Genomic DNA, 13398 nt, shown 5'->3' on the forward strand with positions numbered 1-13398 from the left:
AGTATAAATCAAGCTGCGGCACAAGGCCGCAGCTCGGGAAGTTACATTCTCCGCTTCATCGCAGTTGCGACGAATTCCACGTTCGTTCCGACGATCACCTGAAGGTCGGTACTGTTCAGTTTAATGACCCCTTTGGCGCCTGCTTTTTTCAGCTCGTTTTCATTTACTTTACTCATATCGTTCATCTTCAGTCTCAGGCGGGTGACACAGTTATCAAGAGAGGCGATATTCTCTTTTCCGCCAAGAGCTTTGAGGTAGTCTTCTGCCATATGCTCGTACTTGTCTTCTTTTGAATGACCTTCCTGTTTGGCGAGATCCTCCTCGTCCTCTTCGTCCTCACGTCCCGGCGTTTTCAGGTTGAGCTTAACGATGAGGAAATAAAACACCACAAAGTAAATGGCCGCGTACACGAGACCGACACCTGCCAGCAGAAGCGGCTGGGTGGCGATGCCGAAATTCAGGAAGTAATCGATGGCACCTGCCGAGAAAGCAAAGCCGTGCAGGATGCCGAGTGCATTCGTTATAAAGAGTGACGAAGCTGTAAGAACAGCGTGAACTACGTACAGAACCGGAGAAAGGAACATAAAGGAGAACTCGATCGGTTCTGTGATTCCTGTAAGAAACGATGTCAGGGCCAGACTGATCAGCATCCCTGCTGTAGCTTTTCTGCGATGACGCTTGGATGCGAGGATCATGGCCAGACATGCAGCCGGCAGACCGAACATCATGATCGGGAAGAAACCGGCCATATAGACGCCTGCTGTCGGGTCACCCGCAAAGAAGCGGTGCAGGTCCCCTGTGGCGCCTTCGTAGCTGCCAAACTCGAACCACACAAGGCTGTTCAGGACGTGGTGAAGCCCGATTGGAATAAGCAGACGGTTGAGGAACCCGTAAATACCAGCCCCGGCAGCGCCCATGTCGATAATCCACTGGCCGATGTTATCGATCCCTTCCTGAACAGGCGGCCAGGCGTACCCGGCAATAAAGGCGAGAATCAGCATGGCAAAAGCGGTGACAATCGGCACGAACCGCCTGCCGCTGAAGAAGCCGAGCCAGTCCGGAAGCTGGATATCGTGATAGCGGTTGTAGAGCAGTCCTGCTATCACACCGGTAATCAGTCCGCCGAGGAAGGACATGTCGATGTCCGGATTGATCGTTTCTGCGCCGGCATTCAGAACAAAGAACCCGATGGCTCCGGCAAGCCCCGCAGCCCCGTTGTTATCCCTGGCGAGACCGATGGCGACCCCGATGGCAAAAAGAAGCGGCAGGTTGCCGAAAATAGCATCCCCGGCTTCCATCATAAACGGAATATTGAGCAGGTCGTCCTGCCCCAGTCTAAGGAGCAGTCCTGCTGCAGGAAGGACGGCAATGGGCAGCATAAGTGCTTTACCGATCCGCTGTAAAAAACCAAGCATAGTAAAAACCTCCTGAGTTTGAGTTTTGGCTCTGTTAAAGGCTGTTGTTGATTTTCGCTTACTTCGCTCCCTTTCCGCGGGCACCACTGCAGCCTCCTCGGGAAAACCGCCCTGCGGGGTCTTCCGTCGGTGCTTCTTTCTCTGCAGGAAAAGCTCCGAAGCAGCCTGCGTCGAAGCAGATCACAGCATACTCGTGAAGCAGATGTTCTTTGCTGTTCCCGCAGGAGTGTCGCGCGTTCGCTCCAATCAACTTTTAAAAATCTACATTTAGGATTAACGGAGCCTAAGTTTTAGTTGCATGTACACAGACCCGTCGTCTGAGTGACCTGAATCAACAAAATGAAAGGAGAGGAGTTTTATCCTCACTCTCTCCGGTCAGCAGCTTTTAGAAGCAGCCCTGAGTTTTACTGCAGACCGATTTAAAGGGACGTCACTTTTGAAAGAGCATCGTCATCGGCGATTACAGTCAGGTTCGGGTGATTTTTAAGCACTGTCGCCGGAACCTCCTCGGTCACGTCGTCCCCGTCGACCAGCGCTCTGAGAGCTTCAGCTTTATTCGTTCCTGAGGCGAGAAGGACGATTTCAAGACTGTCCATAATCGTGTCAATCCCCATCGTTATGGCGTGGGTGGGAACGTCATCCATACTGTTAAAATAGCGGGCATTCGCTTCCCGTGTGGACGGAGCAAGGGCGATCACCTGTGTTCTTGAGTGAAAAGGGGTCCCCGGTTCGTTAAAGCCGATATGGCCGTTTTCCCCGATTCCGAGCAGCTGGACGTTAATTTCCCTGAGCTCCTTGATCATCTCTTCGTAACGGGCACACTCCCGTTCCAGATCTTTGGCTGTGCCGTCAGGGAGGTGGGTGTTCTCTTTGGGAATATCGATGTGATCAAACAGGTACCGGGCCATATAGGTGTGATAACTGTTCGGATCATCGTGCGCCAGGCCGACGTACTCGTCGAGGTTAACCGTATGGACATTTTTAAAAGATACGTTATTTTCTCGGGAGAGGCGGATCAGTTCCCGGTACATCCCTTTTGGGGTACCGCCGGTGGCGAGACCAATCACGTCAGTTTCAGGATCTTTCAGTCTTTTCAGCAGCAGTTCCGCTGCCCTCAGACTCATTTCCTCATAGTTTTTCACTCTGATGATGTTCACGTTGTGTTCAGCTCCTTTAGCGGGAAAAAACGAGTTCTCCGGTGCAGAATGTATGCAGGACTGTAAAATCCCTGTCGAGGACAACGAGATCCGCATCTTTCCCCGGGGCAATACTGCCTTTACGGTCTTCAATTCCAAGCTGCCTTGCAGGGTTCATCGTCGCCATCTGCACAGCTTCCTCGACGCTGCAGCCTGTAAAGGTAATCATATTTTTTACGGCGTCATTCATTTTCAGCACGCTTCCGGCAAGTGTGCCGTCTTCAAGTTCAGCCCGGTCGCTGTTTACGGACACTTCCTGACCGCCGAGGTCATAGCTTCCCGCTGGCAGCCCTTTGGCACGCATGGCATCGGTAATAATAACGATGCCGTCTGCACCTTTGTTCAGATAGGTAAGCCGGACTATTTCAGGGCTTACGTGAATTCCATCGGTAATCAGTTCAGCCTTCAGTTCATCGTGAAGAAAAACGGCACCTGCCACGCCGGGATCTCTGTGGTGAATGCCTCTCATGCCGTTAAAAAGGTGCGTCGCGTGGCAGAGGCCATATTCAATTGCCTCTGCTGCCTCGCTGTATGTAGCATCAGAGTGGCCGATGGAGGGGACCGCGCCCCGGCTTTTTACGTGAGCCACGAAGGAAGGGGCTTTTTCCGGCGCAAGCGTCACCAGCTTAATGAGGTGATCTGATGCTTCCATAAATTTATCGAACAGCTCCGGGTCCGGATCGGCGATATGGGCCCGGGGCTGGGCGCCGGCCCGTTTTTCCGAGATAAAAGGGCCTTCAAGGTGGACACCGAGAAGTGCAGCGCCTGCGCTTTGATTCTGTTTTTTGTAAAAAGCAGCAGCGTTTTGAAGGGCTTGCATTTTTGCTTCGGTGCTCTGAGTCAGGGTGGTGGCCAGAAAAGCAGTTGTGCCCTCTTCCGGCAGCTTTTCCGCCATCACCGGGAGCGTCCAGTCTTCTGCATCCATAACGTCAGCACGGTGCGTGCCGTGAATATGTACGTCAATAAAACCGGGCACAAGCATGGAACCTTCGGGACACTCAAAAACCTCCATACCTTCCGAAGAATGGCGGGCTTCCCGGGAGCCTGCAAAGGTGATCTGCCCGTCCTCTGTTTCGATGTACGGATCTGTTAAGGTTTCTTTGCCGGAAATCAGCCGGCATCCTTTAAAAAGGAAACGATGTTTCATATTTTCAGCTCCAGTCAGCTGTCTTTTTTGGAGAATAGCGGTGAAATCTCCGAAACAGTCTTCTTTCCCCTTAATGTAACATCCTTCACGAAACTTAGTATTTCCCAATGGGCTGATGAAATCATACCTTCTGCCCACAGTGGTCAGCCTGTTCCCATACGGAGGGACTAAGCCTTAAAATGAACTTCTGTTAAGGGCAGTCGTGAAATCGTGGATTCCTTACATTACTGTCTGCTTTAGGATAAGATAAAAAGGGTAGAAGGCGTGTAGAAGCAAAACAGGATTTAAAGGAGTCATTATGGATATTTTAATGTGGATCGTTATTGCAGCCTTTTTTATACTCAGTTTCGTCGGCCTCATCTATCCGGTCATCCCGGGAATTCTTATGATCTGGCTCGGCTTTCTCACGTACCATTTCATTATGGATGGGCTCGGCACGTGGTCGTGGCTGAGTCTCATCGTCCTTACCGTGTTCATTTTCGTCGCCGATTTTGTGGCCAACTACGTCTTCGTGACCAAGTCGGGCGGTTCGAAATGGGGCGGAAGGATGGCGATTATCGGTATCATTGCGGGAGTATTCGTCATTCCGCCGTTCGGAATCATCGTGGTGCCGTTTGTGCTCGTGGTGCTCACCGAATACCTCCAGACAAAAAATGCCCGCTCCGCACTGAAAATCGGAACCGGCACCGTGTTCGCTTTCTTAAGCAGCACTGCAGCAAAATTCATCATCCAGGTGATCATCATTCTGATTTTCTTCTGGGATGTGTGGTTCAGATAATCTAATCCCAGAGAATGTGATGCGTGATGTGGAGGGACTTCTGTTTACAATCCGGGCAGGGCGTTCCCTCCAGGTTTTTCACACCTGCTTTTTTGATCCGGCTGTTCCGGCAGCGGCTGCAGCGCGTAGGGTAAGTGAACGTATCACCCTCCTCAAAGTGAATATAAACAGACGGACGGCCAAAAAGATTACCGCAGCTGAGGCAGTGATAAATGGCCTGTGAAGCATCAAAACTCTTCATGGTCTGATGTTTAAGCTTTTTTTCCAGCCTGGCTCTCGTTTTATAGTGAAGCCCTGGAATTAAGGGCGGGACCATGTATTCGCCGCCGACCCCCTCAAGAAACTCTTCCTGATATGCACAGTCTTCATTCCTGCATCTGATGCCCACGCCAGATCCCATGCCCCATTCCTCCTGAAAGGTCAGATGAAGAACTTTTCGGGACTTTAAGCACAAATCCTCCTCAAACCTTAAAAGATAGTTTTGAATTCCATATAAAAGGAAATAGCCGGTAGGAATTCTATTTTTATTTTATGGTATTGGAAACAGGAGGGTCTGCAGTGAGCAAGAAGAACAATGATCAGGGGAGGCTGATTGATTACCGGATTTTTGTACCGTCACTTCTGGTGATTATTGCGATCAGTATCCCTTTTTCCCTTTATGAAGAACAGGCTATGACGCTGCTTGAAGGCACTTTCGATACGATTGTGGAAGTGTTCAGCTGGGGGTACATCTGGTATGCGATTATTTTACTTGGAGCCGGGCTTTATCTTTCATTCTCAAAGTACGGCCAGGTTGTGCTCGGAGACCCCAATGAAAAGCCACGGTTTACGCTGTTTGAATATGCGTCGATTCTGATTGCCATGGGCGTGGGGTCGACGATTATGCGGACCGGAATGCTGGAGTGGACCTCGGTGGCAAACGATCCTCCGTTCGGTATGGAGGCCGGTTCCACCGACGCACTGCTCATGGGAAACGCCTACAGCATGTTCATGTGGAGCTTTCAGGTGTTCGCCATATTTGTCATGGCGGCTCCTGCAATGGGCTATATTCTCCACGTGAGAAAAAGGCCGCTTATGCGGATCTCGGAAGCATGCCGCTGTATTTTCGGGGACAGGTTTACGGACGGCGCCGGGGGACGGTTTCTGGATATGATTTTTCTAATAAGTATTTTGTCCGGCGCTGCCGTGACACTCGGACTTGGGACACCGATTGTCACGTACAATCTGTCACACCTGTTTAATATCGAGGTAACGTTTGGCCTTACACTTGCTATTACGATCCTGTGGGTCGTGCTGTTTTCCATCAGTGCATATGTGGGAATCGACAGGGGGATTAAGCGTCTCAGTAAGTTGAATATGTACCTTGCAGGCGGTTTTGCCCTCTTTATTATGGTCGCCGGTCCCGGGGTGTTCATTCTGGATTACTTCACCGAAACGCTTGCCAGCCTGACAACCAATTACATCAATATCTCTCTTTACACGGATTCTCTCGGGATGGAGCAGGCGTCCCACATGCAGAGCAACACAGTGTTCTGGTTTGCCTACAGCGCCACATGGGCGATGCTGCACAGCATTTTTGCGGCGAAAATCTCCCAGGGGCGGACGATCAAGGAGATGATTCTTACTTACCTGCTGGCACCGACGATGCTGTCGTGGGTGGCAACGGGTGTCCTGGGCGGCCTTGGGGTGCACCGTCACCTTACTGGGAGCGTGCCGGTTCTGGATCTCGTCCAGACACAGGATCAGATGGCAGCAATTCCTGAAATACTTGCCTCGCTTCCATGGGCTGCGATTGCGATCTCATTGTTTGCTGTCATAGCGATGATCTTTCTTACAACAACGCTTGATTCAACCACTTATACGATTGCGGCGTACACGAGTACGAAGGATATGAGTAAATACGAACCGTCCCGCTTTCTCCGGATCATGGTGGCAGCCATTATTGCCACGGTCGCACTGATTCTGATGAGAATCGGAGGCCTCGCTCCGCTTGAGGTCGTATCCGGACTCATGGGGCTGCCGATCATTGTGATCCAGTTCCTGACAATTTATGCGGCGTTCAAGATGATAAACGAAGACCGGGCGTGGGAAAACAACGTTCGGGGAGCAAGGCCTGCCAGCCGGCAGCAGAGCCGGGATGCGTAAGTTTTATAAAGAAAGAGAGAACCTTCCTTCAAACGGGGAAGGTTCTTTTGTTTTTCCTCTACCAATTCTTCCGGTAGCCTGTTATAATAATTGTGCAAACGGTTTCACAGAAAATATCATTTGTATTGCATATATAGAGGTTCAGCAAGAGGACGGAGGATTATTATGGAACGGAAATGGTGGAAAGAAGCAGTCGTATATCAGGTCTATCCGCGCAGTTTTAAAGACAGCAGCGGGGATGGAATCGGGGATATCAGGGGCATCATGTCGAAGCTCGATTATCTGAAGGAATTCGGCATCGACGTGATCTGGATCTGTCCGATTTACAAGTCGCCCAACGAGGACAACGGATACGACATTTCCGATTATCAGGATATTATGGACGAGTTCGGCACGATGGACGACTTCGATGAACTTCTGGAGGAAGCCCATAAGCGGGGGATGAAAGTGATTATGGACCTTGTGATCAATCACACGTCCGCCGATCACGAATGGTTCATCGAGTCCCGCTCCAGCAAAGACAACCCGAAGCGTGATTACTATATCTGGGCGGACCCGAGTGAAGACGGCTCCGAGCCGAACAACTGGGAAAGCATTTTCGGCGGCTCCGCCTGGGAATACGATGAAAAGACAGGACAGTACTACATGCACATTTTTGCCACCGGTCAGCCGGACCTGAACTGGGAAAACCCGGAGGTGCGCCGGGAGCTTTACGATATGGTGAACTGGTGGCTCGATAAAGGAATCGACGGATTCCGGGTGGACGCCATCTCCCATATTAAAAAGACAGCAGGCTTCCCGGACCTGCCGAATCCGAAGGGACGCAAATATGTACCTTCCTTTGACCACCACATGAACCAGGAGGGTATTCAGGAATTTCTGACTGAATTCAAGCAGGAAACCCTCGACAAATACGATGTCATGACTGTCGGCGAGGCAAACGGCGTAACCACCGATGACGCCCACCTGTGGGTCGGGGAGGAAGAGGGCAAATTCAACATGATCTTCCAGTTCGAGTCCCTCGGTCTCTGGAACAAGGATCATGATGAAGACGGCGGTTTCGATCTTGAAGCGTTCAAGGAATCGTTTACCCGCTGGCAGAAAGGGCTCGAAGGAACCGGCTGGAACGCCCTGTTCCTCGAGAACCACGATATCCCCCGGTCCGTATCAACCCTCGGGGATGACGAAAAGTACTGGAAAGAGTCGGCGAAGGCCCTTGCGACAATGTACTTTTTCATGCAGGGGACACCGTTTATTTACCAGGGGCAGGAAATCGGCATGACGAACGTCCAGTTTGACTCGATCAACGATTACGACGATGTCGACGCCCACAACCTGTACCGGAATGAAACGGAAGAGGGTAAATCACACGAGGAAATCATGGAAGTAATCTGGAGCCGCGGCCGGGATAACTCCCGAACGCCAATGCAGTGGACGAGTGATGCCAACGCCGGGTTTACGACAGGCGAGCCGTGGATGAAGGTGAATCCGAACTACAGGGACATAAACGTCGCTGCACAGCAGGATGACCCGGATTCGATCTATTCCTACTATTATAATATGATCCGGATCCGCCGGGACCATGACGTCCTGATTTACGGCGCCTACGACGTGCTTCTTGAAGATGACCAGCAGATTTACGCCTACACCCGCACGCTGGAAGGGGAAAAAGCGCTCGTTGTAACGAACATGACAGCTGAGCCTGCCGCGTTCGAACTGCCTGAGGAGCTGAAGGCAAAAGGCGCGCAGAAGCTGATCGGAAACTACGAAGACGACGCAGACCGCGACGTAAACAGCTTCGAACTTAAACCATTCGAGGCAGCGGTTTACAAACTTGAACAATAGAGCGAAGAGACGGTTCTTCTGCTGCAGACAAAATGCAGCGGGGGATCCGTTTCTTTTTATGTTCCGCGTTTCACTGAACGTGCTTTCAGTGTTTCCTCAACTGCTCCCCGGACCATCAGTCCGGCACCTGCAATGAGGGCCGCAAGGGAGAGGTATACAGGGTACGGCATGTATTCAGACATACTAATTAGAATCCAGGACATGTTCTCTGCAGTGCCTATTTGTGCGCTCGACAGAATGGCGGCATTGAGGTACTGCCCCATAAACAGGATGGCAGCGGTGAGAATGAGAATGGCGCCGGCGATGGTTTTACCCATATTGACCCCCTTTGGAAATTATCCCCTTTTTTTCCTTATACATCAGCCCTTCCCTGTATTTAGATCATGATAAACACTGAAGTTCTATTGTTAGAAAAATATTGAAGAAATATAAAACACGAGCCCTTATGAAGGAATGGTCACGTCCTTTAAGGGTGAGATTATTCAGATCATGGAGGATGATCGGGTAGGGATTATTCGTCTGGCAGTAGGAGAAAGATCGTACGGTATTCTTCTTCGGAAGTCGTCTACGTCACGTATCCAGGCCCTACGCCATTTGTGAAAGATGATATTGTCACAGTTTACGGTATCGTTGAAGGCTCCCATACTTATGAATCCACCGCAGGCCACAACATCACGCTGCCTCATATTACAGCAGTGTTTATTGAGGAATAAAAAAGGTTTCGGTTTTACTAATAAACTGAATCATGGGACGGCTCAAAAGCTGCAGAACGTAATGCGGCTTTTGAGCCGTCCCTTTTTACATATATTTTTTTGCATGCCTGTCACTTCCCCAACGGTGTCGGAAATTTTCAAAGGAAGTACAATTATATGGGAGGTGACAGGCACCTCTAAACTGCCGGGACCTATTAAACATAAAAGGAGGGGTCTCCCTTGGGAACGAAACAGCGCAGAGTGAGATCCTTACACTGGAGAACAGTCATTTCCCTCATTTTGAAGAACCGGAACACTTCAAGAGAATTGTGGCTGGCTTTTTAAAGTAGACAGCTCAACAGGTGATACACAGGGAGGGTTCTTCTGTTTCAGAGAATTGGAAACACAAGAAGTCCCCAAGTTCCAACATACCTGGAAGAGGAGGGACATAGGATTTTCTGAGGTGAAAATTATGAAGCGATATCCTGCCAGTTTCAGACCTGAAATAATAGAAACAAAGACGGCTCTTGAAGTGAGCCGGGTTCTGCTGTCCTCTCCGCGAGGAATGAACCTGCTGCGGTTACAGAACCTCTTATATTTCGCCCAGGGTTATCACCTGGCACTGCATAACCGCCCGCTGTTCTCAGATCCAATTGAAGCCAGGGATTTCGGGGTCCTTGTTCAAAGCGTTCTTCAGTCCTATATAAAGTATGGACGTGACCCGTTGCCCCGTACTGCTAAGAAAGACGTTCCCGCACTCTCAAAAGAGGAACGTGCCATACTGAATGCCGTAGTCCAAATTGCCCATGAAGCCGATCCGCACGTTATGCAGCGTTTAATCTGCTCACAAAAACCATGGATTGAAGCGAGGAAAAAAGTAAAACGGTGGCCGCTTTCCTTAGTGTGGAAGGACGTGCCTGAAATCTCCCATGACCTGTTAATAGAAGAGTTTACAAAACGAAACAAAAAGGAGGGGCTCCCCCTCCCATGAAAGAAACAGGAAAAAACGCCATCATGTTTCACATATACAGACTCGCAAGAAAAATCCCCAGATTCTCCTCATACATTTCATCGAACTGCTCGATCGGCAGGGGATTGACGCCAAGGCCGAGCTCCACGGTAAAGCCGGGACGCTGAAACTCCTGGATAAACCAGTCCTTGTAGCCGGCGAAACTGTCCACGTACTGCACTTCGCGGAAGCCGCTGACGCGGGTGAATTCCTCTACAATCGCCTCTGCTTCTTCAGGTTCCAGTCCCTGAAAGCCCCAGAAGATTACTTTTCCCTGGGTGTGGTAGGCGAGCACCCTGTCAAAATTGCTTTCCTCCGCAAGGTCCGCCATGGCGATTGCCTCTGGTTCAGTGAGCGGCTCGTACCCGGGGAAATCCCGTGGAGAAGGACTGCTCGGTTTCTTTTCCGCTTCCTCTTCCCAGAGTGCAGGGTACTGGTTGTTCAAATCCACGCCGCGAATGTTCGCTTTCCAGTCGGAAAAATCGGTGCTGTCGCGGTTGATTTCCAGCACCTCGCTACGGTAAGGCTCCTCGTCAGGAAGGCCTTCAATGAGCAGATCAACACCATCGGGATTGACCATGGGTACGAGGGAAAGGGTAGTTGTGTTATAAAGCGGCTGCATAGCAAGACCGCGGATCGGCTGCTGATTGGTGAGGGCAAGGAGGTACTCATTAAGCGTCTGCATGAGAACAGGTGTCGTAATCCATTCGTGGGCGTGAAACGAACCGTTGTGATGCACTAGCTTATCCCCACGTCCCACGCGGAGTTCCGTAAGTTCTTTTCCCATTACCGAACTGCCGATCGACCGCCTGGTAAGAAACGGGTAAATTTCAGTGAGACTTCGGATGTCATTTATCATAGCGCTGAAGCCGTAATCCCTCCGGCCAACCACGACCGGACTGTCCACGCGCACCGGCACGTTGATTACCTGGCCGATCTGAAGGTTGAGAGGATTGATGTTGGAGTTTAACAGCTGAACCATATCAAGGCTGATTCCAAGGCGCTGTGAAATCGTCCAGAACGAATCGTCTCGCTGAATTGTATACAGACTGACGTAGTAGCCCGGAATCCGGACCACCTGGCCAATCTGAAGCTGACCCGGAGTAATTTCCGGGTTGGAGTCTTCAATAAGGGGGAGGGGAATAGTGAAGATTCTGCTGTAGTACCAGAAGCTGTCGCCCCGCCGTGCGCGTATGTTCATTGTGAGATCCCGCCTTCCGGAAAAATTCCATAAGGTTATATATGAGAAGGGGAGGGCATTTATGCGGCAGAAAGGGAGTTGGGGGTTTACAAAAACGTAACTGCTGATTAAACTTATAGTTAAGATTGATTGATCAATCATTTGTGAAATGAGGTATGAAGATGCCCCTGTCAGAAGAGCAGATTCAGAACATGCAGCGGAAACGACGACAGATTCTGATTGCGGCTGCGACACTTTTTGCAGAATATGGCTACGAAGGCACGCCCGTAAAAAAAATTGCCGAAGCAGCAGGTGTTAGTTTCGGTAGTGTCTTCACGTATTTCGACAACAAAGAAACTCTTTTCCACAGTGCGGTAACAGAACCGCTGAAGGAATTCGAAAAGCTGGTTGAAGAGATCGACCCTGAAGCAGAGGACGTGCTTGCAGAACTGGAAACGATGGTGTCAAAGCACATCCGTATCTACGCGAGCATGAACGAGTTTTTAAACCTGGTCACACGGGTGCTGACCCACTACCGGAAGTTTCCCGACACTTTCAAAGAGCTCGATGAATTTCATGAGAGGCTGAGAGAAAGAGTGATGGAGCTTGTTGTATCCGGTCAGAATAAAGGCGTGCTTTATGAACAGGATCCGGGCAACGTGGCGACTGTCTACACGAGTCTTCTGATGGGAATGCGGTTAAGTCTCATAGACGAGCCGGAAAGCAGCATGTGGGAGAGACTTGTCCCGCACGTGATGCAGATTTTTGGACCGAAGCATTAATGTTCGGTCTTTCTACATATTTTATAAATGATTGATTGATCAATCGTATATAGCATACTTGAGAATATGCTGATGGCCCGGCCGGCCAGACAAGAATAAACTTGCCCGTGCGAGTACACAGAACAGTAAGTGCAGGCAGACAGTCAAGCCGGAACAGCAAACGGTAAAAAGGGGAGAAAACTCATGAAAAACTTCATCAGCACAATGAAAAGATCGATGCTCGACCGGCTTCACTTTCTAAAAATACGGGAACTTTCCCTGCCGTATGAAGCAGTGGAGGAATTTGAAGGCCTATATGAACGTTTCATTGCCACGGGAAGCGGCCATGCGTTTACCTACACCGGTCAGTATCCGGTCTGGCAGTTTCTTCACTACATGATTGAAAATAAACACATCGTCGTCCATGGCTCCAACAGCAGTACGATCGATGAATTTATCCCGCGGGAAAGTACGCTGTTTACCGGCAGCCCGGTAAAGTCTGTTTTTGCAGCAACGGACGGGATCTGGTCCCTGTTTTTTGCTGTCAGAAAAAAGGAAGGATACGAGGGCTCAATCAGAAACCTGTGCCTGACGGTGCCAGGAAAAAAAGGAATAATGCGGTATTATTATTTCTCCGTAAACGAGGAGATGGGGGAGTGCTGGACAGACGGCACCATCTATTTCCTGTCGCGGGATTCATTCCGTCAGGGTGGCATCCGGGATGAATGGGTAAGTGACAAACCGGTAAGGCCCCTTGCGAAAATGGCAGTAACACCTGCTGATTTTCCGTTTCTGAACGAAGTGCGGAGGCACAGGGAAACAGACCCCGCCTGGAAAACGATTCTGAAGGCGATGTTCCTGAAACACTGACCCAATCTGATTCTTTACAAATTAAAACCAGGCATAGCCTCATGGGCTGTGCCTGGTTATTTCAGCTTCTTAAACAGGTCAAAAATACTGAACGACGTTTTCCGGTACACTTTGTTGTAGGCGGCACGCTTCGGGTTCTTCACCCAGCCCGCGCCTTTTTTCCCATAGACGGGGACGGCCGCTTTTTTCACAGCACGCTTCGCCCGTCCTGTAGTGCGGGCCTTAAGGGAGCGCTTCACACTTGGTTTTCGCAGTCCGAATTTCATAGGAGCCTCCTTCCGATCGTTCCATTCTCATACATTAACGGTAACATATTATTACATTTAGGTGGCTTTATGAGCAGTTTTTACGAATGGTAAA

At 50.2% G+C, this 13398-nt stretch carries 13 protein-coding genes; 6 read left to right on the plus strand and 7 right to left on the minus strand.

What is annotated here, in order from left to right; genetic code table 11:
• Positions 1-41 precede the first annotated feature (41 nt).
• The 3 genes from nagE to nagA form a co-directional block, all read right to left on the minus strand.
• Positions 42-1415, minus strand: a complete 1374-nt coding sequence (nagE, locus tag FGB90_RS13275) for an N-acetylglucosamine-specific PTS transporter subunit IIBC (protein ID WP_138811331.1) — start codon at positions 1413-1415, stop codon at positions 42-44.
• 419 nt (positions 1416-1834) lie between these two features.
• Entirely contained in the window at positions 1835-2572 is a 738-nt protein-coding gene (nagB, locus tag FGB90_RS13280; protein WP_138811332.1) for a glucosamine-6-phosphate deaminase, read from the minus strand.
• Positions 2573-2588: 16 nt separating this feature from the next.
• Positions 2589-3758 carry an N-acetylglucosamine-6-phosphate deacetylase gene (gene nagA, locus FGB90_RS13285; protein WP_138811333.1) on the minus strand — a complete coding sequence of 390 codons (1170 nt, stop codon included), beginning with the start codon at positions 3756-3758 and terminating at the stop codon, positions 2589-2591.
• A gap of 298 nt (positions 3759-4056) precedes the next feature.
• On the opposite strand from nagA, the gene FGB90_RS13290 reads away from it, so the two are divergent.
• A complete protein-coding gene (locus FGB90_RS13290) occupies positions 4057-4536 on the plus strand; it encodes a DUF456 domain-containing protein (RefSeq protein WP_138811334.1) in 480 nt (159 codons plus the stop codon).
• A gap of 1 nt (position 4537) precedes the next feature.
• Here FGB90_RS13290 and FGB90_RS13295 read toward each other — a convergent pair whose 3' ends face one another.
• Complete coding sequence (locus FGB90_RS13295; protein ID WP_138811335.1) at positions 4538-4936, minus strand: hypothetical protein; 399 nt, start codon at positions 4934-4936, stop codon at positions 4538-4540.
• A 158-nt stretch (positions 4937-5094) separates the two neighbouring features.
• Here FGB90_RS13295 and FGB90_RS13300 point away from each other — a divergent pair, with 158 nt between their 5' ends.
• Both FGB90_RS13300 and FGB90_RS13305 read left to right on the plus strand, forming a co-directional pair.
• A complete protein-coding gene (locus FGB90_RS13300; protein ID WP_438502701.1) occupies positions 5095-6681 on the plus strand; it encodes a BCCT family transporter in 1587 nt (528 codons plus the stop codon).
• 165 nt (positions 6682-6846) lie between these two features.
• Positions 6847-8526, plus strand: coding sequence for a glycoside hydrolase family 13 protein (locus FGB90_RS13305; RefSeq protein WP_138811337.1), 1680 nt, complete (start codon positions 6847-6849; stop codon positions 8524-8526).
• 56 nt (positions 8527-8582) lie between these two features.
• Here FGB90_RS13305 and FGB90_RS13310 read toward each other — a convergent pair whose 3' ends face one another.
• The gene (locus tag FGB90_RS13310; protein ID WP_138811338.1) at positions 8583-8843 is read right to left on the minus strand and encodes a hypothetical protein; all 261 of its coding nucleotides are present in this window, start codon (positions 8841-8843) and stop codon (positions 8583-8585) included.
• 847 nt (positions 8844-9690) lie between these two features.
• Here FGB90_RS13310 and FGB90_RS13315 point away from each other — a divergent pair.
• Entirely contained in the window at positions 9691-10209 is a 519-nt protein-coding gene (locus FGB90_RS13315; RefSeq protein WP_138811339.1) for a Panacea domain-containing protein, read from the plus strand.
• A gap of 28 nt (positions 10210-10237) precedes the next feature.
• Here the strand turns inward: FGB90_RS13315 and FGB90_RS13320 are convergent, their stop codons facing one another.
• Positions 10238-11428 carry a M14 family metallopeptidase gene (locus FGB90_RS13320; RefSeq protein ID WP_138811340.1) on the minus strand — a complete coding sequence of 397 codons (1191 nt, stop codon included), beginning with the start codon at positions 11426-11428 and terminating at the stop codon, positions 10238-10240.
• Between the two features lie 161 nt (positions 11429-11589).
• Between FGB90_RS13320 and FGB90_RS13325 the strand changes: the two genes are divergently transcribed.
• Both FGB90_RS13325 and FGB90_RS13330 read left to right on the plus strand, forming a co-directional pair.
• Positions 11590-12189: a TetR/AcrR family transcriptional regulator gene (locus FGB90_RS13325; protein WP_138811341.1), complete on the plus strand. Its 600-nt coding sequence runs from the start codon at positions 11590-11592 to the stop codon at positions 12187-12189.
• 183 nt (positions 12190-12372) lie between these two features.
• Complete coding sequence (locus FGB90_RS13330; protein WP_138811342.1) at positions 12373-13038, plus strand: hypothetical protein; 666 nt, start codon at positions 12373-12375, stop codon at positions 13036-13038.
• A gap of 56 nt (positions 13039-13094) precedes the next feature.
• On the opposite strand, the gene FGB90_RS13335 is transcribed toward FGB90_RS13330, so the two are convergent.
• On the minus strand, positions 13095-13304 hold the full coding sequence (locus FGB90_RS13335) for a hypothetical protein (RefSeq protein ID WP_138811343.1): 210 nt from the start codon (positions 13302-13304) through the stop codon (positions 13095-13097).
• Positions 13305-13398: the final 94 nt, after the last annotated feature.

This window comes from Alteribacter natronophilus (assembly GCF_006007885.1).
GTDB lineage: Bacteria > Bacillota > Bacilli > Bacillales > Salisediminibacteriaceae > Alteribacter > Alteribacter natronophilus.

Bases quoted from the DNA above. Each gene is read 5' to 3' on its own strand.
- nagA (WP_138811333.1), bottom strand. From the start codon at position 3,758: ATGAAACATCGTTTCCTTTTTAAAGGATGCCGGCTGATTTCCGGCAAA.
- FGB90_RS13305 (WP_138811337.1), top strand. From the start codon at position 6,847: ATGGAACGGAAATGGTGGAAAGAAGCAGTCGTATATCAGGTCTATCCG.
- FGB90_RS13320 (WP_138811340.1), bottom strand. From the start codon at position 11,428: ATGAACATACGCGCACGGCGGGGCGACAGCTTCTGGTACTACAGCAGA.
- FGB90_RS13310 (WP_138811338.1), bottom strand. From the start codon at position 8,843: ATGGGTAAAACCATCGCCGGCGCCATTCTCATTCTCACCGCTGCCATC.
- nagE (WP_138811331.1), bottom strand. From the start codon at position 1,415: ATGCTTGGTTTTTTACAGCGGATCGGTAAAGCACTTATGCTGCCCATT.
- FGB90_RS13295 (WP_138811335.1), bottom strand. From the start codon at position 4,936: ATGGGATCTGGCGTGGGCATCAGATGCAGGAATGAAGACTGTGCATAT.
- FGB90_RS13290 (WP_138811334.1), top strand. From the start codon at position 4,057: ATGGATATTTTAATGTGGATCGTTATTGCAGCCTTTTTTATACTCAGT.
- FGB90_RS13315 (WP_138811339.1), top strand. From the start codon at position 9,691: ATGAAGCGATATCCTGCCAGTTTCAGACCTGAAATAATAGAAACAAAG.
- FGB90_RS13325 (WP_138811341.1), top strand. From the start codon at position 11,590: ATGCCCCTGTCAGAAGAGCAGATTCAGAACATGCAGCGGAAACGACGA.
- FGB90_RS13330 (WP_138811342.1), top strand. From the start codon at position 12,373: ATGAAAAACTTCATCAGCACAATGAAAAGATCGATGCTCGACCGGCTT.
- FGB90_RS13335 (WP_138811343.1), bottom strand. From the start codon at position 13,304: ATGAAATTCGGACTGCGAAAACCAAGTGTGAAGCGCTCCCTTAAGGCC.